The sequence below is a fragment of the Arcobacter venerupis genome (assembly GCF_013201665.1).
Lineage (GTDB): Bacteria > Campylobacterota > Campylobacteria > Campylobacterales > Arcobacteraceae > Aliarcobacter > Aliarcobacter venerupis.
Window position 1 is genome coordinate 697,275 of sequence record NZ_CP053840.1, and the last position, 26,687, is coordinate 723,961.

At 27.1% G+C, this 26,687-nt stretch carries 23 protein-coding genes; 21 read left to right on the plus strand and 2 right to left on the minus strand.

What is annotated here, in order from left to right; translation table 11 throughout:
* The first annotated feature begins 12 nt into the window (after positions 1-12).
* From glmS to AVENP_RS03425, 3 genes are read left to right on the plus strand one after another with little or no spacing between them, the layout of a single operon-like run.
* Entirely contained in the window at positions 13-1,815 is a 1,803-nt protein-coding gene (glmS, locus tag AVENP_RS03415) for a glutamine--fructose-6-phosphate transaminase (isomerizing) (RefSeq protein WP_128357598.1), read from the plus strand.
* Complete coding sequence (locus AVENP_RS03420) at positions 1,815-3,587, plus strand: Na/Pi cotransporter family protein (protein WP_128357597.1); 1,773 nt, start codon at positions 1,815-1,817, stop codon at positions 3,585-3,587. The genes glmS and AVENP_RS03420 overlap by 1 nt, the downstream gene beginning before the upstream one ends.
* Positions 3,565-3,795, plus strand: a complete 231-nt coding sequence (locus AVENP_RS03425; protein ID WP_128357596.1) for a hypothetical protein — start codon at positions 3,565-3,567, stop codon at positions 3,793-3,795. The genes AVENP_RS03420 and AVENP_RS03425 overlap by 23 nt, the downstream gene beginning before the upstream one ends.
* A 9-nt stretch (positions 3,796-3,804) precedes the next feature.
* Here the strand turns inward: AVENP_RS03425 and rarD are convergent, their stop codons facing one another.
* Entirely contained in the window at positions 3,805-4,707 is a 903-nt protein-coding gene (rarD, locus tag AVENP_RS03430) for an EamA family transporter RarD (RefSeq protein WP_128357595.1), read from the minus strand.
* Positions 4,708-4,969: 262 nt separating this feature from the next.
* Between rarD and metK the strand changes: the two genes are divergently transcribed.
* From metK to AVENP_RS03520, 18 genes are all read left to right on the plus strand, one after another.
* Entirely contained in the window at positions 4,970-6,184 is a 1,215-nt protein-coding gene (gene metK, locus AVENP_RS03435) for a methionine adenosyltransferase (RefSeq protein ID WP_128357820.1), read from the plus strand.
* 13 nt (positions 6,185-6,197) lie between these two features.
* Positions 6,198-7,064, plus strand: coding sequence for an acetyl-CoA carboxylase, carboxyltransferase subunit beta (accD, locus tag AVENP_RS03440; RefSeq protein WP_128357594.1), 867 nt, complete (start codon positions 6,198-6,200; stop codon positions 7,062-7,064).
* Between the two features lie 6 nt (positions 7,065-7,070).
* Positions 7,071-7,682, plus strand: a complete 612-nt coding sequence (locus tag AVENP_RS03445) for a thiamine phosphate synthase (RefSeq protein WP_128357593.1) — start codon at positions 7,071-7,073, stop codon at positions 7,680-7,682.
* Positions 7,672-8,127 carry a 23S rRNA (pseudouridine(1915)-N(3))-methyltransferase RlmH gene (locus AVENP_RS03450; RefSeq protein WP_128357592.1) on the plus strand — a complete coding sequence of 152 codons (456 nt, stop codon included), beginning with the start codon at positions 7,672-7,674 and terminating at the stop codon, positions 8,125-8,127. The genes AVENP_RS03445 and AVENP_RS03450 overlap by 11 nt, the downstream gene beginning before the upstream one ends.
* Positions 8,128-8,190: 63 nt before the next feature.
* A complete protein-coding gene (locus tag AVENP_RS03455) occupies positions 8,191-9,204 on the plus strand; it encodes a hypothetical protein (protein WP_128357591.1) in 1,014 nt (337 codons plus the stop codon).
* Positions 9,204-10,136 carry a tRNA dihydrouridine synthase gene (locus tag AVENP_RS03460; RefSeq protein WP_128357590.1) on the plus strand — a complete coding sequence of 311 codons (933 nt, stop codon included), beginning with the start codon at positions 9,204-9,206 and terminating at the stop codon, positions 10,134-10,136. The genes AVENP_RS03455 and AVENP_RS03460 overlap by 1 nt, the downstream gene beginning before the upstream one ends.
* A gap of 93 nt (positions 10,137-10,229) precedes the next feature.
* A complete protein-coding gene (locus AVENP_RS03465; RefSeq protein WP_128357589.1) occupies positions 10,230-11,048 on the plus strand; it encodes a 50S ribosomal protein L11 methyltransferase in 819 nt (272 codons plus the stop codon).
* 2 nt (positions 11,049-11,050) lie between these two features.
* Positions 11,051-13,096 (plus strand): ATP-dependent zinc metalloprotease FtsH, encoded by a 2,046-nt coding sequence (gene ftsH / locus AVENP_RS03470; RefSeq protein ID WP_128357588.1) that lies wholly within the window; start codon positions 11,051-11,053, stop codon positions 13,094-13,096.
* 193 nt (positions 13,097-13,289) lie between these two features.
* On the plus strand, positions 13,290-14,378 hold the full coding sequence (locus tag AVENP_RS03475) for a sensor histidine kinase (protein ID WP_128357587.1): 1,089 nt from the start codon (positions 13,290-13,292) through the stop codon (positions 14,376-14,378).
* Positions 14,375-15,184: a response regulator gene (locus AVENP_RS03480; RefSeq protein ID WP_128357586.1), complete on the plus strand. Its 810-nt coding sequence runs from the start codon at positions 14,375-14,377 to the stop codon at positions 15,182-15,184. Before AVENP_RS03475 ends, AVENP_RS03480 begins: the two co-directional genes overlap by 4 nt.
* Before the next feature lie 18 nt (positions 15,185-15,202).
* Positions 15,203-17,779: a sensor histidine kinase gene (locus tag AVENP_RS03485; RefSeq protein WP_128357585.1), complete on the plus strand. Its 2,577-nt coding sequence runs from the start codon at positions 15,203-15,205 to the stop codon at positions 17,777-17,779.
* A gap of 278 nt (positions 17,780-18,057) precedes the next feature.
* Complete coding sequence (locus tag AVENP_RS03490) at positions 18,058-19,611, plus strand: 2-isopropylmalate synthase (RefSeq protein WP_128357584.1); 1,554 nt, start codon at positions 18,058-18,060, stop codon at positions 19,609-19,611.
* Positions 19,612-19,651: 40 nt separating this feature from the next.
* Entirely contained in the window at positions 19,652-21,214 is a 1,563-nt protein-coding gene (locus tag AVENP_RS03495) for an NAD-binding protein (RefSeq protein ID WP_128357583.1), read from the plus strand.
* Between the two features lies 1 nt (position 21,215).
* Positions 21,216-21,911: a potassium channel family protein gene (locus AVENP_RS03500; protein WP_128357582.1), complete on the plus strand. Its 696-nt coding sequence runs from the start codon at positions 21,216-21,218 to the stop codon at positions 21,909-21,911.
* Positions 21,912-22,016: 105 nt separating this feature from the next.
* Positions 22,017-22,181, plus strand: a complete 165-nt coding sequence (locus AVENP_RS03505; protein ID WP_172664200.1) for a hypothetical protein — start codon at positions 22,017-22,019, stop codon at positions 22,179-22,181.
* Positions 22,138-22,473 carry a thioredoxin family protein gene (locus AVENP_RS03510; RefSeq protein WP_228721232.1) on the plus strand — a complete coding sequence of 112 codons (336 nt, stop codon included), beginning with the start codon at positions 22,138-22,140 and terminating at the stop codon, positions 22,471-22,473. Before AVENP_RS03505 ends, AVENP_RS03510 begins: the two co-directional genes overlap by 44 nt.
* A 2-nt stretch (positions 22,474-22,475) precedes the next feature.
* Positions 22,476-22,898, plus strand: coding sequence for a heme-binding domain-containing protein (locus tag AVENP_RS03515; RefSeq protein ID WP_128357580.1), 423 nt, complete (start codon positions 22,476-22,478; stop codon positions 22,896-22,898).
* Complete coding sequence (locus tag AVENP_RS03520; RefSeq protein WP_128357579.1) at positions 22,895-25,849, plus strand: MutS-related protein; 2,955 nt, start codon at positions 22,895-22,897, stop codon at positions 25,847-25,849. The genes AVENP_RS03515 and AVENP_RS03520 overlap by 4 nt, the downstream gene beginning before the upstream one ends.
* Here AVENP_RS03520 and AVENP_RS03525 read toward each other — a convergent pair.
* Positions 25,833-26,681 (minus strand): DUF6597 domain-containing transcriptional factor, encoded by an 849-nt coding sequence (locus tag AVENP_RS03525; RefSeq protein ID WP_128357578.1) that lies wholly within the window; start codon positions 26,679-26,681, stop codon positions 25,833-25,835. The genes AVENP_RS03520 and AVENP_RS03525 overlap by 17 nt on opposite strands.
* Between the last annotated feature and the right edge of the window lie 6 nt (positions 26,682-26,687).

Consider the following 26,687-nt stretch of genomic DNA (forward strand, 5'->3'; position numbering starts at 1 on the left):
AAGGTTTTTTTAATGTGTGGAATAGTTGGATATATAGGTAAAAAAAATACTACAAAAATATTATTAGATGGTTTAAAAGAGTTAGAGTATAGAGGTTATGATAGTGCTGGAATTGCAGTTCTTAAAGATAATAAAATTGATGTTTTTAAAGCTTTAGGAAAACTTGTAAATCTTGAAGAAAAAGTTAATGCAACTGCATCTACTAATTATGAGCTAGGAATTGGTCATACACGATGGGCAACACATGGAAAACCAACAGAATTAAACGCACATCCACATTTAGGTGAATATTCTTATGTGGTTCATAATGGAATTATTGAAAACTATAAAGAGTTAAAAGAAGAACTAACCGCAAAAGGTCATAAGTTTGTATCTCAAACAGATACAGAAGTTATAGTTCACCTATTTGAAAATTACTACAATAAATTAAATGATGCAAATCAATCTTTTAAAAATACAATTTCAAGATTAGAGGGTGCTTTTTCTATTTTATTAATCACAAAAGCTGAACCAACAAAAATATTTTTCTTTAAACATGGAAGCCCATTAATAGTTGCAAAGGGAAATGAAAAAGAGGAAGTTTTATTTTCATCATCTGATGCTCCTTTAATTGGCTTAGCTTCAAGTGTAGTTTATTTAGAAGATGGAATGGGTGGAGTTGCAAGTGCAAATGAAATAGAATTTTTTAATGATAATTACTCTTGGTCAAGTCTTCCTACTTCAAAACAGTTTGCTCAAAAAGATGGATATAGATTTTTTATGGAAAAAGAGATTTATGAGCAAAGTAGTGTTGTTAGTGATTGTATGCTTGGAAGAATTAAAGATAATGAAATTTTATTTGATGAAATTGAAGCTTCAATAATTGAGGGAATCAATGAAATAAAAATCTGTGCTTGTGGAACTTCATATCATGCAGGATTAACAGCTTCATATTTGTTTGAAAGACTTTCAAAAGTTAAGTGTAATGTTGAAATCGCAAGTGAGTTTAGATACAAAGATCCCCTTTTAACAAAAGATACTCTTTTTATCGTAATTTCTCAAAGTGGAGAAACTGCTGATACTTTAGAAGCTTTAAAAATGGCAAAAGCAGCAGGTCTTAAAACTTTAGTTGTTTGCAACGTTGATAACTCTTCAATGACAAGAGTAGCAGATGCTACAATTCTTACGCGTGCTGGAATTGAAAAAGGTGTTGCTTCAACAAAAGCATTCTCAACTCAAACAGTTGTTTTATGGATGTTAGCTTTATACTTTGCAAAAGCTAAAAATGTAATTTCAAATGAGCTTTTAGAAAATGAATTACATACTTTAAGAGAAGTGCCAAAAACCCTTTGTATTAGTGACAAAATCCATGAAAAAATGAAAAGATTATCAAAAAGATATTTACATGGACATGGATTTTTCTTCATAGGTAGGGATGTGTTTTTCCCACTTGCTTTAGAGGGTGCTTTAAAATTAAAAGAGATTTCATATTTACACGCTGAGGGTTATCCAGCAGGTGAAATGAAACACGGACCAATCGCCCTAGCTGATCCAGAACTTTTCACAATAGCACTAATGCCAAAAAATTTATTATATGATAAAATCAAATCAAATGTTGAAGAGTTAAGTGCACGTGATAGTACTATTTGTGCAATATCTCCACTTGATTTTGAATTAGCAGATGATTTTATAAAAATCAATAAAACAGACCATTATATGTTAGAATTTTTTGAGATGTTAATAGTTTTACAACTTTTTTCAATGGAAATTTCAATAAGACTTGGAAATGATGTTGATATGCCAAGGAATCTTGCAAAATCAGTAACGGTAGAATAGTGAAAAAGTATTTAGCATATATATTATTAATATTTTTATGCTATTTACTTTATGTAAATGAGGACTCAAAATATATTGTTGCAGGTGTTGGTATTTTTATCATCGGAATGCATTTTATGGAAGATGGGTTTAAACTTTTTAGTGGTGGAATCCTTGAAAAGATTATCTCTAAAAGTACAGATAATATCCCTAAATCTATTGGATTAGGAGTAGTTTCCACTGCAATACTTCAAAGTTCATCTTTAATTTCTATCATTGTAATCTCTTTTTTATCAGCAAAACTAATAAGTTTATCAGGAGCAATAGGAGTTGTTTTTGGCTCAAACGTTGGAACAACTGCAACTGCTTGGATAGTTTCTTCTTTTGGTATGAAAATAGATATTGCAGCTTTTGCTTTACCAATGATAATTTTTGGTGTGATTTTTAGATTCTTCAAACAAAAAAATGTTCAAGGAATTGGAAATATTTTTTTAGGTTTAGGATTTGTCTTTTTAGGTATTGGATACATGAAAGATGGATTTGAAGATTTAAAACAAGGAATTGACTTAGCGCAGTTTTCAGTTGAGGGATATTATGGAATTTTGATTTATATAGTTGTTGGTATCATAGCTACAGTTATTATTCAATCAAGTAGCGCAACCTTGGCTTTAACAATTACAGCTCTTGCAGCTGGTCAAATAATTTATATAAATGCAATTGCAATTGCAGTTGGAGCTAATATTGGTACAACAATAACTGCTGTTATGGCTGCAATGGTTTCAAATGCAAACAGCAAAAGAATGGCTCTTTCTCTACTTATATTTAATAGTATTACCGCTTTTATAATTGTAGTTATAATGTATCCTTTTATTGACTTTATTGATTATTTAGCTAAATTATTAGGTATAAGTAATGATGATTATTCTATGAAATTATCACTTTTTCATACAGTATTTAATATTCTAGGATTGATGATATTTTCATTTTTTATTCCAAAATTAGTAACTTTTTTGAAAAAACTATTTGTTGAAGATACCGAAGTTTATATTCAAAAAACTAAATATTTAGATTTAGAAGTTGTTGCTGTTCCCTTTGCTGCATTAAAAGCTACAAGAAAAGAGACAATTCATTTATATGATAATTCAAGTGAAGTTTTAAGCCACGCTATTATGTTACATCGTCATAGATATTTGGGAAAAACAGATATATCTTTAATTGTAAAAGAATCAACTGATTTAATTGAATTAGATATTGAAGATTTTTATCAAACAAGGATTAAATCACTTTATAGTGATATAATTGATTATTCAACTTATTTTATAAATAATCTTAATGATGAAGAAAAAATCTATTTATATGATTTAAGAACAGCATGTAGAGATATAGCGGAAGCTGTAAAAAATACACAAGAGTTACAAGAAAATATAAGTAAATATCTTTTAAGTAATAATAATTATATAAAAGATGAATATAACTACATTCGAGAAGCGATAGCAAAAACTATTAATACTATTAATGAGATAAAAAATAGTAAAGATGAAATTGATGTTCTTGCTAAAGCTGAACTGTTAAAAGAGTATCTAAAAAGCTTAGATGTAATTGCTACAGGACGAATAGATATATTAATTAGAGAGAAAAGAATTGATAAGAAAATGGCAACTACTTTACTAAATGATAGTGCCCATGCAAATAATGTAATCAATAAGTTGATAAATGTCGCTAAAGTGTTATGGATAGAAGATTTAACTATTAAACAATTAGGAGAAGATTATGAAGCTGGAAAAGATTTATGAAAAAGCCAAAAGTTACTTGTCATTAATAGATGATGAAGATATAAAAAAGAAAAAAGTAAAAAAACTTCAAGAAAAAATTGAAGATAAAATCACAAAACTAGAAAAGAAAATTAAAGATTCAAAGCAAGAAGATGAGAAAATTAAACTAAAAGAAGAGAAAGTCTTGCTTAAAAAGTTTAGAGAACAATTAAAAGAAAAAAACAAATAACTACTTTTTTTAGTTCTTATCTATTTGTTTTTTAGCTTTTTGTTTTGTATTAATTGAATCTAGTGAAAAGATTACTAAAGCTAACCATATAAGGCAAAAAGTGATTAGTTTATCAACTTTGAGTTCTTCATTATAAATAAATATTGCCAATAAAAAAGAACAAAACGGTCCTATGTACTGAAAAAATCCTAATGTTGATAATTTCATTCTAGTTGCTGCTCCATTAAACAAAAGCAATGGAATAATTGTAATTAATCCTCCCAAACAAAGCATTAAATCTATATATTCAGTAGTATGTAAAAAAGAAATTTTATTATTAATATATAGATAATAAATACCAATAATTGCAAAAGGTAATAATATTAATGTTTCAGTAAAAAGTCCCACAATTGAGCCCACATTTACTTTTTTTCTTATCATTCCATAAAAGGCAAAACTCAAAGCAAGACCGATTGAAACAAGAGGAATGTTTCCTAATGTAATTACTTGATAAAGAACTGCAAAAAAAGCGATAAATACGGCTGCATATTGATATTTTGTCATTCTTTCTTTGAAAAAAACATAACCTAAAAATATACTAACCAATGGATTAATAAAATAACCAAGTGAGGTTTCTATAATTTTATTATTCCCAACTGCCCAAATGAAAATTAGCCAATTTAATGAAATAAAAAAAGTTGACAGGGCTAAATATCTTAATTTTTTTACATTTTTTATTAGTTCTTTAAAAATTTCAATCTGTTTTGTAATAAAAAGTAGTGGAATTAAAATTAAAAATGACCAAAAAACTCTATGTATTAAAACTTCTAAAGGCTCAACACTTGCTACTTGTTTGAAATATATAGGAGCAATTGCACCCCAAATTAAAAAGGCAAATACAGCATACAATTGCCCTAGTTTTTCATTATTCAAAATAAAACCCTTTATATATAATTATAATTTATTCTATTCTATCAAATAATTAATTTTATATATAGAATAATATTGCCATTGATAAAAAGTAAATAACAGCAATTTTTAGCTAACATTAGAGACTTTTTGTCTTTATGGCAAATTGAATTCTTTAAATTTTTATTTTAAATTTCTTAATAAACTTAGAAAACAAAAAATGGAAAACAAAAGATGGAAAACAACTCAAGCATCGCTTGTGGAAAACAAAGGATGGAAAACAAAAATGGAAAAACAAACACAATACTTATTTACAAGTGAAGTTGTAAGCCCTGGACACCCAGATAAATGCGCAGATATAATAGCTGACTCTATCGTAGACAAATTAATAATTGCAGACAAAGATAGTAGAGTAGCTTCAGAGGTTTTTGTTGCAGGGAAACATGTTGTAATTGGTGGTGAAGTAAAATCATCAGCTCAATTATCAAATAAAGATTATGAAAAAATAGTAAAAGATGCATTAGCAAAAATTGGTTACGATGGAAAATCAGCTTTCACAAAAGAGCAATGTTTACATCCAGATGATGTGCAAGTTCAAGTTTTATTAAATCAACAATCACCTGATATTAATCAAGGTGTTGACCAAATTGATGGAGAAATAGGAGCTGGAGATCAAGGAATCATGTTTGGTTTTGCTTCAAGTGAAACAGCAGATTATATGCCAGCAGCTATAACATATGCAAGAATGTTATGTGATAAAGTTTATAATTATGCTTTAAAACATAATCAAAAATTAGGTGTTGATATTAAAACACAAGTTACAGTTGATTATGGGACAAAAGCTAATTTTGAAAATTGCAATCCACAAAAAATTCATACAATTGTTGTAAGTGCACCTTCAGTTGAGGGAATGCCAATTGAAGAAGTAAGAGAATTAATCCAAGGATTAATTGATGATTCAGGACTTCCTACAAATATGTATGATAAAAATTCAACAATTATTCATATTAATCCAACAGGAAGATATGTAAATCACTCTTCTTTACATGATAGTGGATTAACAGGAAGAAAATTAATTGTTGACTCATTTGGTGGATATTCACCAATTGGTGGAGGAGCACAAAGTTCTAAAGATTATACAAAAGTTGATAGATCTGGACTTTATGCTGCACGTTGGATTGCAAAACATATAGTTGCATCTGGACTCGCAAAAAAAGCAGTTGTGCAAATTTCTTATGCAATTGGAGTTGCACGACCAACATCAGTGTCTGTTGATACAATGGGTTCTTATACAAAATTTGATGATGATAAATTATCACAATTTGTAATGGATACTTTCCCATTAACACCAAGATGGATTACACAAAAATTTGCCTTAGACAAACCAAGTGAAAAAACATTTTTATATGCAGATGTAGCCGCACGTGGTCAAGTTGGACAAAGTGATTACCCTTGGGAAAAACTTGACGAATTAGATAAATTTGAAAATATTCAAAATTAATTAAAGGATTATTATGGATTTAAGAAACCTATTTAGCAAAATATCTTTTGATACAAAATCAAAAGAACAACCAACAAAAAAAGATGCACCAAGTCACTGGATTAAATGTCCTGAGTGTAGTGCATTAATGTTTTTTAAAGAGGTTGAAGCTCAAAATAATATTTGTCCAAAGTGTAATTTTCACATGAGAATTGGAGCAAAAAGAAGAATTGAAATTTTGACTGATAAAGATAGTTTTGTTGAATATGATGCTGAATTAAAACCAAATGATCCTTTAAAATTTGTTGATAAAACTTCATACAAAAAAAGAGTAGAAGAAGCACTTAAGAATACAGGGAAAACATCTTCTGTTGTAAGTGGTGAATGTACTATAAATGAAATACCAGTTCAATTAGTAGTTTTTGATTTTGCTTATATGGGTGGAAGTTTAGGTTCGGTTGAGGGTGAAAAAATAGTGAGAGCTGTAAATAGAGCAATCGAAAAACATCAAGGGCTGATTATTATTTCAGCTTCTGGTGGTGCTAGAATGCAAGAATCTACCTTTGCTTTAATGCAAATGGCAAAAACTTCAGCAGCACTTAAAAAATTAGATCATGCAAAACTTCCATTTATCTCTATTTTAACTGATCCAACAATGGGTGGAGTTTCAGCTTCTTTCGCATTTTTAGGTGACATTATTATGGCAGAACCAGGTGCTTTAGTTGGATTTGCAGGTCAAAGAGTTATTAAACAGACAATTGGAGCTGATTTACCAGCTGGCTTCCAAAGAGCGGAGTTCTTACTTAAAAATGGTTCTATTGATATGGTTGTTAATAGAGCTTCTATGAAACAAACCTTAACGGATTTATTAAGTATGTTTTCGAAAGAAAAGATTAGTTAATAGTTGATGACATCATCAAATTTTGAAAAAGCTTTGGGTTTTAAACTCGAAGCTTTTAACCTTTTATATGTTTTATGTGATTATGAAACACTACTGAAAAAAAACATCTCACTTGAAAATTTTGTAGAATTGTGTAAAAAAAATGATGTAAAAATAGTTCAATATAGAGATAAAATTTCATCTTTGCAAGAGCAAAAAATAAATCTTTTATATCTGAAATCACATCTTAATATTCCAATAATTATAAATGATAAAATAGATTTAATTGAATATGCAGATGGTTTACATCTAGGACAAGAAGATTTTTTTAAGATTCATAAGGATAAAAAACTAGCAGTAAAATTAATTAGATTAAAAATAAAAGACAAATTACTTGGACTTTCAACTCACAATGAAATAGAAATTTTAGAGGCTAATGAATTAGGCATAGATATGATTGGACTTGGTGCTTATAAAAATACAAGTACAAAAGATGTATCTACAATTTTAGGTTCTAAAATTTCATATTTAGCAAAAATATCAAAACATCCAGTTTGTGCTATTGGTGGAGTAAAAAAAGAAGATCTTATAGAAAATATTAGATTTAATGTAGTAGGAAGTGGATTTTATGAAGATTAATATTTATTCAATAATTAAACCCTCAAAAGATGAGTTTGATACGCTAATAAAAGAATTTATAAAAATGTCTTCAAAATATGCAAAGGTTGAAGTTTTTTATATATTTAATAAAAATATAGCAAAAGCTCAAACTATTGGAGAAAAAGAGGCTCAACAATCTTATAGTGAAACCTATGAGCCTTTACTTAAAGGTTATAATATTGCCCTTGATGTTCTTGGTAAAAAAGTTGATACTTATGCTTTTTCAGCACTACTTGAAGATAAAAATGAAGTAAACTTTTTTATAGGTGGTGCTTATGGTTTTCAAAGGGATTTTTTGACTAAATGTGATATGACAATCTCTTTGAGTGATTTAACAATGGCTCATAAAGTTGCCAATGTAGTTTTAACTGAACAGATATTTAGAGCCTTAAGTATTCAAAATAATCATCCATATCATAAGTAATTTATAAACATTTTTGTATAATGGAAAAATAATAAAGAGTTCGTATAATAAAAAGGATAGAAAATGGGTTTTAAGAAATATTTTATTTTCTCAATAATTTTAATTGTTGCCATATTTGGTTACGTGTATAGTTTAGACTTAGGTGAATATACTGTTTCAGTATTTGATTATACACTTGCCTTGCCAGTTGCAGCGTGGTTAATAGTTCCAATAACTTTACTTGCATTGGCAACTTATGTACATATTTTATGGTATGGGATACTTAAGTATTTTATACAAAGAGCTATATCAAAAGATTATGAGACAATAATTAAAAGTATAAAATCAAACTTACTTGAAAAAGATGATACTTTTAAATTTAAAACAGTTGAGTTTAAAAACTTATTTTCAATTCTTGCTCAATTAAAATTAGAGGTACAAGCTAATAGATTTTCTTGTATTGATGAGGAATTAAATAAAATTGTTGCAAGTATTCAAGATATAAAAGATGGAAAATTTGTAAGTGATAAAGTAATTAAATTAACTGAAACAACTAAATTAGCTAATTTAAATATGCTAAATAAAGTTAATGAACAAATTGATTTTGCAGTTGATGTTCTTAAAAAACCAGAAAATTTTTCTACTAATGTTATAACACAATCTTTTGAAAATGTATTAGCTGAAAAAAGTATGACAACGATAAAAAAACTTTATAAAAATATTAAATTAGATAAAGAAATGTCTATGAAACTTTTTGAAAAAGATGTTGAAAACAATGAGTTTGGATTTACATCTGAAGAGATATTAAAAATTGTTAAAGATTTAGATTATGATAAAAATGATTATTTAATGCTAGCAAAAAAATATGAAACAATTTTAAAACCAGATCAAATTATTGAACTATTTGAAAAACTATCATCTGAAATAGAAGATGCAATTCCTGCTTATTTACACGTTTTATTTGAATATGAAATGATTGATAAAGCAAGAGATCTTTTAGTAAATTCAAAAAATGATGAATACACTGCTTTTAAAGCTTTATTAGATTTAAAAGAAGCAGGGAAATATTATAACTTAGAAGCGATATCTTACAAATAATGAATAAAAAACTTGATTTTAGCCGACCCCTTGTGGTGTTGGCACCACTTGCTGGATATACTGACTTACCTTTTCGTTCAGTTGTTAAAAAATTTGGAGCGGATTTAACTATTTCTGAGATGATTTCATCAAATGCTTTAGTTTATAAATCAGAACGAACTCTTAAAATGATAGAAAAATCTCCAACTGAAGATCCATATTTTGTTCAAATTGCTGGAAATAAAATGGAACTAATCAGAGATGCAGTTTTAATTTTAAATGAAATAGATGGAATAGATGGAATTGATTTAAACTGTGGATGCCCTGCACCAAAGGTTTTTAATCATGGTTCTGGTTCAAATCTTTTAGGAGATTTAAAAAAACTTGAAGAGATGCTCTCAACTGTAAAAAAATATTCAAATAAACAATATACAAGTGCAAAAGTAAGACTTGGTGTTAATGAAAAAATTCCAGTAGAAATTGGAAAAGCTGTTGAAGCTTGTGGAGTTGATTTTGTATCTGTTCATGGAAGAACAAGAGCAGGAAAGTATAAAGCTCCTGTTGATTATGATGCAATTAAAGCGATGAAAGAAGCTATCTCTATTCCTGTTATTGCTAATGGTGATATTAAAGATTATGATAAAGCAAAAGAAGTTTTAGAGTATACAAAAGCTGATGGTGTAATGATTGGTCGAGGTGCAATTGGAAAACCTTGGGTTTTTTATCAATTAAAACATGGAATTGAAGATATTTCAAATGAGATGAAAAAAGAGATTATTCTAGAACATTTTGATGCGATGCTTAAATTTCATGGACCACATGGTGCTATTATGTTTAGAAAATTACTACACTCTTACTCAAAAGGGTATACAGGCGCAAATGAATTTAGAGATATTGTTAATAAAATCTCTGATATTAGTGTTATGCGAGATATGATAGAAAACTTTTTTTAAACTTTTTTAATATGATTCAAAAGTTATTTAGATAGAATATTGCACTTTATAAAAAATAAAGAAAATTATATATAGTTTTAATAAAGGAAATATTTGACTAAATACTATTTTGAATTAACTCTAAAACCAGAAAGTAATTTTGAACTTTTTGTAGATTTATTAAATGCAATTACAACTGATGCTATTGAAGAACTAGATGAGACTTTAATAATTAGAAGTGAAGAAGAACTAACTGATTTAATATTTGGTATTGAAGAGTTTGCAAAAGCACTAAATGAAAAATGTGAAATCACTTATGAAAAAAAAGAGAATATTGATTGGATAAAAGAGTATCAGCAATCTGTAAAAGCAGTTGAAGTAGGTAACTTTTTTATAAGACCGTCTTGGGTAGAGAAAAAAGATGGGAAAATTGATATTATAATTAATCCTGCATTATCTTTTGGTTCAGGTCATCATGAAACTACATCTTCTTGTATTGAAGCTATTGATGAGTTTGTAACTTCTAATCAAACAGTTTTAGATGTTGGAACAGGAAGTGGAATTCTTGCAATTGCAGCTGCAAAAAAAGATTGTATAGTTGACATTTGTGATACGGATGAAGTTTGTGTAATTGATACAAAAGCTAATTTTGAATTAAATGATGTAAAATTTAATGACTCATGGGTAGGCTCTACGAATAAAACAACTAAAAAATATGATGTAGTAATTGCAAATATTGTTGCAGATGTTCTTGTAATGATAGCCTCAGATTTAAAGAAATGTTTAAATGAAGATGGTATATTGATAATTTCAGGTATTTTGGATAAACATATTAACAGAGTATTAAGTAAATTTAATGATTTAGAACAAATCAAACTTATTCATAAAAATGAGTGGATGAGTGTTGTATTTAAAAAAAATAAGGAGTTTTAGTTATGGCAAAAAAACAACAAAACAACAATTCAAATAATAACAATAACAGCAATGGCAATAATAATGGGAATGGTAATAATTTTTTCAATAATAATCCATTATTAATTTTTGTAATTTTTTCTATAGTTACAATATTTGTTTTTAAAGCAATTTTCCCTGAAAATCAAATGGGAGCAGATGCTACTAATTCAAATATTCAAGCCTTTGGACAAACATCTAATAAAACAATTGCATATTCAGATTTAAAAGCTTTAATTAGCTCAGGAAAAATAGATTATGTAGGTATTGGAAATACACAAATTAAAGCTATCTCAAAAGCAGGAACAGGTTCTGTTACTACATATACTGCAAGAAGAGTAGTTCCTGATAACACTTTAATTCCAGAATTAGAGAAAAATAATATCTCTTATGGTGGAATAAATGAAGAAAATATCCTTTCAGATATTTTATTTGGATGGGTTTTACCTATATTTATTTTCTTTGCTATTTGGATGTTTATTGCAAAAAGAATGCAAAAATCTATGGGTGGAGGTTCAGGAGGAATTCTTGGAATTGGATCATCTAAAAAAATGATTAATTCTGAAAAACCAAATGTAACTTTTGATGATATGGCTGGAAATAAAGAGGCGAAGGAAGAAGTTCAAGAAATTGTTGATTTCTTAAAATCACCAGATAGATATGTAAGACTTGGAGCTCAAATTCCAAAAGGTGTTTTATTAGTTGGACCTCCAGGTACAGGTAAAACTCTTTTAGCAAAAGCAGTTGCAGGTGAAGCAAATGTTGAATTTTTATCAGTTTCTGGTTCTGCATTTATTGAAATGTTTGTTGGAGTTGGAGCTAGTAGAGTTAGAGATTTATTCGAACAAGCAAAAAAAGTTGCACCTGCTATTATTTTTATTGATGAAATTGATGCAATTGGTAAAAGTAGAGCCTCTGGTGGTCCAATGGGTGGAAATGATGAGAGAGAACAAACTTTAAATCAGTTATTAGCTGAAATGGATGGGTTCTCAACTGAATATGCTCCTGTAATCGTATTAGCAGCAACTAATAGACCAGAAGTTTTAGATCCAGCACTTTTAAGACCAGGAAGATTTGATAGACAAGTTTTAGTTGATAAACCTGATTATGAGGGTAGAGTTGAAATTTTAAATGTACATATTAAAGGTGTAAAACTTGGAAAAAATGTAGATTTAAAAGAGATTGCAAAAATGACAGCAGGCCTTGCAGGTGCAGATTTAGCAAATATTATAAATGAAGCTGCATTACTTGCTGGTCGTGCTTCTAAAGATCAAGTTGATCCAAGTGATTTTAAAGAAGCAGTTGAGCGACAAATAGCTGGTTTAGAGAAAAAATCAAAAAGAATTTCTCCAAAAGAGAGAAAAATCGTAGCATATCACGAATCAGGGCATGCATTAATTGCTGAGATTACAAAAGGTGCAAATAAAGTAAATAAAGTTTCAATTGTTCCAAGAGGACTAGCTGCTTTAGGATATACACTTAATACTCCTGAAGAGAATAAATATTTAATGCAAAAACATGAGCTAATTGCTGAAGTTGATGTATTACTTGGCGGAAGAGCTGCTGAAGAGGTATTTATTGGTGAGATTTCAACAGGTGCTGGAAATGACCTTGAAAGAGCAACTGGAATTATTAAATCAATGGCTACTGTTTACGGTATGAGTGAAATTGCTGGATTGATGGTTCTTGAAAAAAGATCTAATCAATTCTTAGGTGGACAAACTCAAAAAGATTTCTCTGATGCAATGGCTAAAGATTTAGATGATCATACTAAAAATCTATTAAATGAAAGATATGAAATTGTCTTACAAAAACTAAGAGAAAATAGTGTTGCAATTGAAGAAATGACTGCTGAGTTATTAGAAATTGAAGTAATTTCAGGTGAAAGAGTTAGAGAAATTATCACATTAAATGGTGGAACAGTATTTATTGATGGTGATTTACATAGTGATGCCATTGCTGAAATAAAAGAAGAAACTATAATTGAAGATAATTCAACAAATAGTGACGAAACAACTGAAAATAAATAAGTTTTCAATCTACTTTTTAGGGTAAAAAACTTTTTAGTTTTTTACCCCACTTTTTAACATTTTTAATCAAATATTATTTTTTATTAATTTAAGTTATAATTGAAGAATAATTATTACAATATAGGAATACAATGAACACTTTTTTTTACATATTATTTAATTTAAATACAAATTTGAAAAGGAGTATCTCATAATGTCAAAAATATTTAGAAGAGTTTTCCTCTTAAATTTTTTAATTTTATTTGTTGCTTTATTATCATATTCACAATTAACAAATTTATTTTTTCAAAAAGATTTTTTTTATTTAGTAATTATTTTAACTTTATCTTCAATAATAATCTCTTATTTAGTTTCAAAGATAATTATTTTACCAATAGTTTTAAATTTAAAAAACTCAAAAGAAGAGTTTGAAAAATTCAACAACGATATGAAAAATCAAAGTCATCAGAAATCTTTTGAATTAGAATTAGTAAATTCAGCTTTGCAAGAAAAAGCAAAAGAACAAAAAGAATTAGCTGAAACATTACAAGAAAAATTAACTTTTGAAATTATAAATAGAGAAAAAAAAGAGCAATTATTAATTCATCAATCAAGATTAGCTGGAATTGGGAAAATTTCAATTAATATGCTCAATGAGTGTGAAGAATCGATTTCAAGTGTGAATTTTATTCTACAAAATATTAATACAATTCATAAACAAATTGATTTTAAAAATGAGTTAGTAAATAAATCAATGGAACAACTTCATAGGGTAATTAATGAAATGCAGATGAAAAATGAAGAATTGAAAAATTTTATTAAACCAAATGAAGAAAAAAAAGAGTTTCATTTAGACGAAATAGTTATGAAATCTTTAGAAATGCTTGAAGAGACTTTTATGAATCATCATATTAAAATTGATTATAACTTTAGTAAATCAATTACTTTATATGGTTTTCCAACTGAATTCTCTCAAGTAATTTTTAATATTCTTCAAAATGCAAAAGATGCTCTAATTGAAAAAGATGTTCTTGTTAAAAAAGTTTTTATTAGTATTAAAAAAGATAATGATTTTGCAAGTGTTACAATAGTAGATAATGCAGGAGGAATTGCAAAAAATATAATTGAGGATATATTTGAGCCATACTTTACAACTAAATCATATAGAAAAGCTTCTGGTTTAGGGCTTTTTATCTCTAAAATTATAATTGAAGAAAATATGCAAGGAAAATTAGATTTTGAGAATGCAAGTGAGGGCGCTAAGTTTACGATTAAAATACCATTTTTTGAAGAAAACAAATGAAAGCAAAAAAAGATTTCTTTGAAAATTTAAAAAAATTATCTCTTTTATATGTTGAAGATGATGACAGTACAAGAGAAGAATTGGAATTTTTTTTAAAGAATAAAGTAAAAGAACTTTACGTAGCAAAAAATGGACAAGAGGGTTTTGATTTTTTTGAAAAGTACAAACCTGATTTAATTATTACAGATATTCAAATGCCAGTAATGAATGGTATAAAAATGGTTAAATTAATAAAAGAAACTAATCAAACGATTCCTATAGTAATAATTACAGCTTTTAATGACTCAGAGTATTTATTAGAAGCTATAAAACTAAATGTAACAAACTATCTAACAAAACCCTTGAATCTTTTCTCTTTAAGTGAAGTATTATCAACTATCTCAAAAAATATAAATCTTGAAATACAAAATAATAAGATTTATAATACATTAGAACAATATAAAAATATTCTTGACGAAAATGTAATAATATTAAAAGCAGATATTTATGGAATAATAACTTATGTAAATGAAGCTTTTGAAAGAATCTTTGGATATAAAAAAGATGAATTAATTGGTAAAACTTACTTTTTTCTAGAACAAAATAATTTAGCAAAAGATGAAGAATCTAAAAAATTAGATAAAATTTTTAGTGAAAATATTTGGAAAGGTAATATCTTAAATTTTAAAAAGAATGGTGAATTTTTATATTGTGATATAACTATGTATCCTTTAACAAATAATGCAGGAAATATTGTTGAATATATGGGAATTTATTCTAATGTTACTGAAATTGAGAATTCTAATTCTAGGCTTGAAGATAAATAATATAAGGATGTTAATTAAATGAGAAATTTAAGTATTAGAATTAAATTAATAATTATTTTTATTTTAATAAAAATAATTCCACTACTACTTATAGCTTATATAGCTTATGAGGGAGTTCTAAAATTAGATACTTATCTAGTAAAAAGTACAAAATTCTTATTTAATCAAAGTAAAGAAATTATAATTAATACAGCTAATGCTTCAACTGAAGATAGCATAAAAAATCTTGATAAAAAATCACAAGAATCTTTGGAAAAAGTAACCTATGAAATTGCAAATCATGTTGCAGATTTTTTATATGAAAGAGACAAAGACATACTTTTTTTATCTAAGTTAAATTTAAATCAAAATATTTTACAAAGTTTTTATGATTCTAAGAAAAAAAGTATTACTACCCATGGAGAATATTATTATGATGATGCTACAAATAGTTATAAAACTAATGAAAATATAAAACCAGAGCAAAGAACTCATAAAACAGCAAATCTTGTTGATAATAAAAGAGAGTTTAATTATATTGATCCAATAAATTTTTCAGAAAAAGAGATACCAATTTATAAAGAGATAACATTTTTTGATTTAGATGGTAATGAAAAATATAAAATATCTTCAATTAATGAGAAAAAGTTAAATATTTCAAATAAGAAAAATACTTATGTGAGTTCTGAAACTTATTTTAATGATATCTCAAAATTAAAAAATGGTGAAATTTATGTTTCAGATGTTATTGGTGAATATGTAGGTACAAAATCAATTGGAACTTTTACAAAAGAGAAAGCGAAAAAAGCAGGAATTGAATTTGAACCAGAAAAATATGCATATGCTGGATTGGAAAATCCCTTAGGAAAGAAATTTGATGGAATTATTAGATTTGTAACGCCAGTGTTTGATAATGGGAATAAAATAGGTTATGTTTCTATTGCTTTAGATCATCGACATATTAGAGAATTTACAGATACTTCTAATCCGACTGAAAAACAAGTAAAACAAAATATTTCTGATGCAACCTTTGGTAATTATGCTTTTATGTGGGATTATGAAGGTAAAAGTATTTCTCATCCAAGGGATTATTCTATCATTGGATATGATAAAAATACTGGAAAAAAAGTTATGCCATGGTTAAGTACTGATATTGCAGAAAAATATTATGCTTCAAATCAAGAGATAAATGATTTCCTAAAAGATTATCCAGTATTTGAAAATCAAAGTTTAACAAAAAAACCAAATCTTAAACAATTAAAAGAAGATGGGAATGTTGGTTTAGATTGTAGATACTTAAATTTTGCACCTCAATGTGAAGGATGGATGCAAGTAACTCAAAATGGTGGATATGGTTCATTTATTATAAATTGGAGTGGAGTTTGGAAATTAACAACTGCTGCTGCAATTCCATACTATACCGGAAAATATTCAAATAGTAAAAGAGGTTTTGGAATTGTAACAATTGGTGCAAGTGTTGATGATTTTCATGCTGCAGCTAATGAAACTAAAAAGAATGTAGCTTCAATACTAAAAAACCAAACAAATAATATGGAAGAAATAGTAAATTATAATCAATCTGAAATTGAAGTATTTATAAAAGGATTAATTAATGAATTAACTATGGTTACATTTGCCATGATAATTTTAATTATAGTTGTGGCTTTATTAATGTCTGGATATTTAAGTAGAAAAATCGAAAATATTTTAATTGGGACAAAAAGATTTTCTAATAATGAATTAGATTATAGAATTAAAGTTAATTCAAAAGATGAAATAGGCCAATTAGAAAACTCTTTTAATGAAATGGCAGCAAAAATTGAAGAACTAATTAAAGAAGAAAAAGAGATAAATGAAACTTTAGAAAAAAGAGTTTTAGAAGAAACATTAAAACAAAAAGAGCAAGAACAGCTTTTAATTCAGCAAACAAGACTTGCTGCAATGGGTGAAATGATAGGAAATATCGCACATCAGTGGAGACAACCTTTAAATGCCTTAGGATTAGTTTTCCAAAATCTTAAATTCTCTTATGAAATTGGAGAATTAAATGATGAAGTGATTGATAGAACTGTAGGTAAAGCTAATATTCTTACTAATAATATGTCAAAAACAATAGATGATTTTAGAAATTTTTTCAGACCAAATAAAGAGAAAGAGTATTTCGATATAAATAAAGGTATCTTAGATGCAATTAATTTAGTTGAATCAACTTTTGAACACCATAGTATAAAACTGGAGAAATATTTTAAAGAAGATAAAATCGAAGTTTTAGGTTTTCCAAATGAATTTTCACAAGCTATATTAAATATAATTTCTAATGCAAAAGATGCACTTGTAGAAAATAAAATAGAAAATCCAATTGTAAAAATTGAAACTAAAATCCAAGATGAATTTGTTTTTATTTCTATAAAAGATAATGCTTGTGGAATAAAAGATGAGATAATAAATAAAATATTTGAGCCATATTTTACAACTAAACATGAAGTTCAAGGAACAGGAATTGGTCTTTATATGTCTAAAATTATTATAGAAAAAAATATGAATGGTCAAATCATTGTTGAAAATACTCATGAAGGTGCAAATTTTATTATAAAATTATCTTTGAAAGAAGAATAAAATAGAGTTTTTTTCAAAACTCTATTTTCTCTATTGACAAATGAAAATTTATTAATTATACTTAAGCACTTTAAAACAAAACAAGGAGAGATATATGAAAATATTTAATTTTTATAATAACCATTTCATCAAAAGTGTAAACTCTCTTCTGCTTCTTTCTTTTTCTCTCTAATTATAAATTTTTATAATTACAAATCACAACAAAATAATCAAAACTCAGTTTTTCTTTTTTTATTTAAAAAAAGATATAATAAATAACATTTTAAAAGGTTAATATGATGGATAAAAATAAAATTATAGTATTTGATACAACATTAAGAGATGGTGAACAAAGCCCTGGCTGTTCTATGAACACTGAAGAAAAAATTAAAATAGCTTTACAATTAGAAAAATTAGGCGTAGATGTAATAGAAGCTGGATTTGCAGCAGCAAGCCCTGGAGATTTTGATGCAGTTAGCAGAATTGCAGAAATAGTTAAAAATTCAAGTATCTGTTCACTTGCAAGAGCAATTGATAATGATATTAAACAAGCTGGATTAGCTGTTAGACATGCTCAAAAACATAGAATTCATACATTTATTGCAACTTCACCAATACATATGAAATATAAATTAAAAATGAGTGAAGAAGAAGTAATTAAAAGAGCAATTCATGCAGTTGAATATGCAAGAACTTTTGTTGACGATGTTGAGTTTTCATTAGAAGATGCAGGAAGAAGCGAAATACCTTTTATGAAAGAAGTTATGGATGCAGTTATTGGAGCAGGTGCTAGAACAATAAATTTACCTGATACTGTTGGATATAGATTACCAACAGAATTAGGTGCAATGGTTAAAGAGTTAAGTGCATTTGCAGGTGACAGAGCAATTATTTCAGTTCATAACCACAATGATTTAGGATTAGCAACTGCAAATACTTTAGCAGCTGTTTTAAATGGTGCTAGACAAATAGAAGTTACAATTAATGGCTTAGGCGAGAGAGCTGGAAATTCAGCTTTAGAAGAAGCTGTAATGGCAATTAAAACACGAAAAGACGCTTTTGGTGATTTATATACAACTATTAATACACCTGAAATTTATGCAACTTCAAGATTAGTTGCAACCGTAACAGGTGTTGAGCCACAACAAAATAAAGCAATTGTTGGTAAAAATGCATTTTCTCATGAGAGTGGAATTCACCAAGATGGCGTTTTAAAACACCAAGAGACTTATGAAATTATGAAACCTGAAGATGTTGGAGTATTTAAAGATTCTACATTAATTTTAGGAAAACATTCAGGTCGAGCAGCATTTAGGGATAAAATTATTCATTTAGGATTTGATAAAGTAAGTGATGAAGAATTAAATGCTGCATTTGAAAAATTCAAAAATTTAGCTGATAAGAAAAAAGATGTTACTGATGATGATATTAGAATGTTAATTACTGATGAATCATTAAACCAAGATAAAACTTTTGAATTAGTTGGATTACAAATTTCTGATTGTACAGAAGGTGTTCCCACAGCAGCTGTTGCCATTAAGTATAAAGATACGATAATTAGAGATGCTGCAATTGGTGATGGAACTATGGATGCTATTTTTAAAACTATTGATAGATTAACAGGTTACAATGGGGAACTAAAAGATTACAAAGTAACTTCAGTAACAGAAGGGAAAGATGCTCTTGCAAAAGTTACTACAAGAGTTTCATTTGATCAAACGAGTCCTTCATTTGTTGGACATGGATTAAGTATTGATACAATGCTTGCAACTGCTAAGGCATATTTAGGAGCATTAAACTCTTACCTTTCTCAAAAAGAAAGATTGTCTAAAAACAGTGAACATCAAATCTAGTAAAATGTAAAGTAGTTTAACTACTTTACATTTGTCTCCTATGACTAAATTTATAATTGCCTTAGCATATAAACTAGAAACATCAATAAAATATAAAAGATTTAAAGAATTTACATATAACTTATTAGAAAACAACTCTTACCCTTATAAAAAACATTTTGATACAGCAATGATTTTTTTAGTACTTAGTACTATTGGAATTTTGATATTTGAAGTTAATCATAAAAATTTAAGAATACTAAATGATTATGAACTTTTCGCAGTTATTATTTTTGTAATTGAGTATATAGGTCGATTATGGATTAGTTCTGATATGCATAAAATAATTTTAGATGATTATGAAAAATATCAGCTATTAAATAAAAAATATAAAATCACCAAATCAATAAAAAAAATAATTTCAAAGAAAGTAGATTTTATACTCTCTCCAATGGCGATAGTTGATTTATTAGCTATTTTGCCTTATTACAGACCTTTAAGACTTTTAAGAATTCTTCTGATTTTTCGATTATTTAAAATTTTAAGATATGCAAACTCATTAAAAGAATTTTTACAAGTATTTAAAGAGAGAAAATTTGAACTATTTACTTTAGGACTTTTATATATAACAGTTGTATTCTTTTCTTCAACAGTTATTTTTTTATATGAAGGACCAGAGGGTGTAAATCCAAATATTGTTGATTTTTTTGATGCAGTTTATTGGTCAATTATTACAATCTCAACAGTTGGTTATGGTGATGTAACTCCAATAACCATAGAGGGTAAACTTGTAACTTTGGTTCTTGTAGTTTCTAGTTTTTTAGTTATTGCTTTTGGTACATCAATTATCACAACTGGTTTATCTGATAGAATGGAAATTATAAAAGAAAATAGAGTTCAATCTGAAACTTCAAAAATGCAAGATTTTGTTATAGTTTGTGGTTTTGGAATGATGGGACGATATTTTTGTGAAGAGTTATTAAGTATTGGAAAAAAATTTATAATAATTGATAATGACAAAGAGATTGTAAATAGTGCAAAAAGTTTAAATTATCTTGCAATTCATTCTGATGCTACAAATATGCAAACACTGGAAATGATGGGGATAAATAAAGGCGCAAATTCTGTTGTAGCACTGACAAATGATGATGCTGTTAATCTATCCATTGTTTTAAGTGCAAGGGCAATAAATGAAAATATTAAAATAATTTCAAGGGTAAATAATGGTAATTCTAGAAAAAAATTTGATATTGCAGGAGTTAATCAAACAATAATATTTAATGATGTAGCAGCCTTTGTTGCATCAGAATATTTAGGTCAGCCTGTTGCTTTTGAAGCAATAGATGGAATTTTATTAAATAAAGATTTTGATGTTATTATTGATGAAGTTGAAATATTAGATAACTCAAAAATTTTAGGAAAAGATATAAATTTAGTTGATTTTAAAAATTATAATTTGACACTTTTAGGCATCATAAATTTATCTAATATGAATAATTTTATTTTTAATCCTACAAATATTAACTATACAGTTCAAAAAGATGATATTTTAATTATTATTGGTTTTAAAGCTTCTATCTCACAATTGAAATCAGATTTAATTAATTTGGATTTTAGGGTTTAATATGTCAAAAGTAATAATTTATGGATATAGTAATCTAGGAAGCAAAATTGCAAATAGTTTAAAAAAATCTAAATTTGAAATAATAATAGTTGATTATGATGAAGATAATTATAATAAAGCTATTTTGGATGGTTTTAATGCTTTTAATAAAGAGTTATTATTAGATGAAGAGTTATTAGAAATCGGAATTGAAAATAATGTTAAAGCTTTTTATTGTGTAAGTGATTCTTCAAATAATAACTTTTTTGTTACACTTTCAGCCAGAAATTTGAATAAAAATATTAAAATAATATCTAAAGCAAATAGTAAACAAGATAGTAAAAAAATGCTCTTAGCTGGGGCAACAAAGATTATTAATCCTTATGAAATTGGTGCATTAAGGATGTTTAGACTATTAGAAAAACCAATTATTTCACACGTTTTAGATGAAATCCTTTTTGGAGATTCTTTATTAAATATTGAAGAATTTACAATAATTGAAGGTTCACACTTAGATGGTAAATATCTAAATGATTTTGATTTTGCAAAAGAATTTAATATTATAATAATTGGACTAACAGATAAAGAATTAAGTAATGAGTTTATATTTAACTCATATTTTAAAAATCATAAAATTGATATTGGAGATACTTTAGTCGCAATTGGACATAGAGAGAATTTAGATAAATTTAATAAATATATAAAGGATGCAAACTAATTTATGATGTAGTATTACTATTTTTATTACCAAAATATTTAGTAAATGAGGTTATAAAATTAGTTATTCATTCACTTCATACAACAACATGAAAAAGTATAGCATTTGCTTTCTTTCTTATATGAAAGGTATCTCTTTATCAAAAGAGGATATATTCAAAGAAAAAGCATATTAAGTAAAATAAATAAAGATGAGCCAAGTAAATGTGTTGGTGATGAATTGGAGGATGATTTTGATACAAGTAGCGAATCTAGAACAGTTGCAAAATAGTATAAATACTGGAAAACCTACGTTAGTTTATTTTTCAGGTGAAAATTGTTCTGTTTGTAAGGTTTTAAAGCCTAAAATCGAGCAAGAAATACAAAAAGCCTTACCAAAGTTTGAACTTTTTGAAGTAAAAACAGATTTAGATAGGGAGTTAACAGCTAATTTTATGATATTTTCAATTCCAACAACTTTGATATTTTTCGATTCTAAAGAGTTCAAAAGATATGGAAGAAATATGAGTGTCCCTTTGTTTATAGAAGAGCTAAAAAGACCATATGAATTAATGAGTGAGTAAAAATGAAAAGAACTTTATTAATATTTTTAATTATATTTGTAGTGATGCAGTTTATTCGTCCACAAAGAGAAAATATCGCAACGCAAAAGAATTTAGAAATTAAAGCAGATGCAAAAGTAATGGAAATCTTTCAAAAAGCTTGTTATGATTGTCATTCAAATACAACAATTTGGCCATGGTATTCTCAAATTGCTCCTTTTTCTTGGGCTGTTTCAAATCATGTTACACAAGGGAAAAAAGCCTTGAATTTTTCTACTTGGGAAAATTATTCAGCAGAAGATAAAGAGAAAAAAATGAAAGAGATATATAGAACAGTTTATATAGCAATGCCTTTACAAAGTTATATAATGGCACATAAAGAGGCAGATTTAACAAAAGAAGAGAGAACTTTTATTAGAAATTGGACAGGAGTTAGGTCTAAGTGAGAGAGCAAGTAGCAGAACTTTTAGCCAATAAAAAAGATTTATTAACAGTTACCTATTTTAAACTTCAAAAACTGTTTGAAAAAAAGTATGGAGCAAATACTGTAGTTCTTATGGAAATAGGAACTTTTTTTGAAGTTTATGAAGTAAATAATGATGAAGAAAAAATAGGAAAAGCAAAAGAGATAGCAGAACTTTTAAATATTCAGCTAACAAGAAAAAATAAAGCTATTTTAGAAAACTCAAAAGAAAATCCAATAATGGCTGGAGTTCCAGCAATTTCACTTGAAAAACATCTTGCACGAATTATTGCTGAGCAAAAATACACAGTTGTTTTAATCAAACAAAAGGGAATTCCACCCAATGTTACAAGATATTTAGACACAGTTGTAAGTCCTGGAACAAATTTTGATTTTGTACTTGACCAAGATGAAAATAATATAACTTCACTTTTGATTGACCAAATAAGAGGAATTTATTTAGTTGGTTATAGTGCTATTGATGTAACAACTGGAAAATGTTATTACAACGAAGTTCATGGAACTAGCGAAGATAAATTTTTTGCACTTGATGAAGTATTTAATTATATGAATATGCACAAAACAAATGAAATAATCGTAAGTTTTGCAGATAAAAATATCAACCAAAAAGAGGTTATTGACTATTTAGAACTCTCTTTAAAAACTTTTCATATAGGACATTTTAGACCAAAAATCTCTTATCAAAATGAGTTATTTAAAAATGTGTTTAATATAGAATCGCTTTTAACTTCAATTGAACATCTTGACATGGAAAGAGTTCCTTTAAGTACTGAATCCCTTGCAGTTTTAATTGATTTTGTAATAGGGCATGATTCGAATATCATTCAAAAACTCTCACATCCACAAAAACTTGATGTTAGCAGATATATTTATCTTGGAAACAATGCCTTAGAACAATTAAATGTAATCGAAACAACCCACAACCCAAGTTTAATAAAACTAATAAACAACACTTCAACAGCAATGGGAAAAAGACTTTTAAAAGAGCGACTTACACATCCTGTAAAAGATAGTAAAGAGATTTTACGAAGACTTGCCCTTTCAAAAGAGTTGTATGATTATCACGCTCCAATAGAAAATGAGTTAGCAAATATTTATGATATTGAAAGATTAACACGAAGAATAAAACTTAATCGTCTTCATCCTTTTGAGCTAAATTATTTATATGATTCACTATTAAGTATCAAAGAAGTTGTGACTTTTATGGAAAATTATAAGTTTATAACGCCACCTTGTAGCAGTGCTGATTTAACGCTTTTTATTCAATCAATTGATTCAACTTTTGATTTAAGTATAAGTGGAAAATATATGCTAAAAGATGTTGAAGTAAATATGATAAGTGAGGGAATAAATACTCAAATTGATGAATTAAATGTTCAAAATGAGATTTTATATTCAAAACTAGAGATTTTACAAAAACATATTTTATCTTACATAAAATCTGATGATTCAAATTTTGTGGGAATAAATAGACTTGATAAAGAGGGCTTTTTTATAACTCTTACCAAAAATAGATTTAATTCAATCAAAGAAGAGTTATTAAATTCCCACTTGATAGTTGATGATGAATTATATTTATTCAAAGATTTTGCAGTTAGAATTCAAACAAACTCTGTAAAAATATTTTGTAAATTAACAGAAGACATTTCAGATAAATATGTGCATAATTTACGAAAGATAATTGAATTAAATAAACTTGTATTTAAAGAAAAAATCCTTGAATTTGAGAAAAAATTTGCAAATTTACTTGAAGAGTTAGTGCAATTTATTGCAGAAGTTGACTTGACAGTTTCAAATATTAAAACAGCAAAAAAATATAATTACTCTTGTCCCAAAATTGTAAAAACAAAAGATAATGAAAACTTTATTGAGTTAATTGATTTACGACATCCAATTATTGAAGCAAATGAAGAGCAGGGGATTTATGTACCAAATGACATTATTTTAGGAGAGTTATCTCTAGCTTCAAAAGAGTATAAAGATAATGTGATTATCAAAAACTCAAATCCTATAAATATATATGATAATAAAATGCATGGAGTTTTACTTTATGGGATTAACTCTTCAGGTAAATCTTCACTAATGAAAGCTATTGGAATTTCAGTTATTATGGCACAAGCTGGATTTTATGTGCCTTGTAAATCTATGAGATTTTCAATTTTTGATGCTGTATATACTAGAATTTCAGGAGCTGATAATATTGCAAAAGGATTATCTTCATTTGCTGTTGAAATGTTGGAGTTAAAAAATATCTTTAATCGAGCTAGTAAAAACTCACTTATTTTAGGTGATGAAATCTCACATAGTACAGAAACAATGAGTGGATTAAGTATAGTTGCTAGTTCTATATTAAAGCTTTCAAAACTAGAAGCTATTTTTGTTTTTGCTACCCACTTACATCAGCTTCCTGAAATTGAAGAGATACAAAAACTAAAAAATATAATAGCTCTTCATCTCTCAGTTATGTACAAAGATGACGAAGATAAGTTGATTTTTGATAGAAAATTAGCCTATGGAAGTGGCTCATCAATGTATGGTTTAGAATATGCAAAATCACTTCACATGGATAAAGAGTTTTTATCTGTAGCAAATGAAATAAGAAAAAAATTAACAGATGATTACTCTTCAATTGAAAGATTATCTCAGCGAAAAACATCAAAATATAATAACAATGTTTTTGCCTCAACTTGTGTAATTTGTGGAAAATCTTGTGATGATGTTCATCATATAAAAGAGCAAGCAAGGGCGAATAAAGATGGATTTATAGGACATATAAATGCAAATCATAAATATAATCTAGTTCCTCTTTGTAAAGAACACCATAAAATGGTACATGATGGAACTATTAATGTAAATGGATTTGTAGCAACTTCAAAGGGTTTAGAGTTGCATTATACTATGCTTGAAAAGTAGAATTTTTAATTTCAGTTATATTACATAATCCTTTAAATTGAGGATAATTATTAATATTTCCAATAAAATTTTTTGGAGTTGATTGTGTAAAAAATTTGAATTCTCTTATTAAATGAGATTGATCAGAAAATTTATGCTCTAAAGCTAATTCACAGTATTCGATATTAAATTGCCTAAATTTCATATATTCTAAAACAGAATAAAATCTTCCTAATCTACTTATATTTTGTGGCGTTAATCCTGTGTAGTTTTTTACTTTTCTTTCAATTTGTCTAATTGATAGGCTTTGAGAGTTAAAAAATCCATCCAAATTTCCATTTTTATAAAGTTGATTTATACTTAAAATTATTTCATCAGAATAAAATTTTAATTTATCGAATAAAGCTAAAAAAAAGTTGTTTAGAAGTAAATATATAGCATTTTTATCCTCTTTGACTTCATTGATTTTATCTAAGATAGATTTATCAAAACCTAATGATAATTCATCAAAAGTGTAGATTCTATTTTCCAATTCATTAACAGGTAAATTAAAAAGTTTATAAAAAATACTTGGATTTAGTTGTATGTCAATTAAAAAAATATCATCGCTTATCACATCATAATGAGCATTTACAACAGGAGGAATAACATAAATTCCTGTTTTTATTGTACTATTGTCGTAAATAGTTAAGTCCATATTCCCTCGAAGTACAAAAGTAATAGTTGCACAACCATCGGGTAATATATTTCTTGTGTATGATAATTTTCCATTACCAGAACCTTCTAAAAACCAAAAGACTTTTATCCAATCTTTTAGTTTTTCATTAGGTATGTACATCTTAGATGTGAACATTTATAA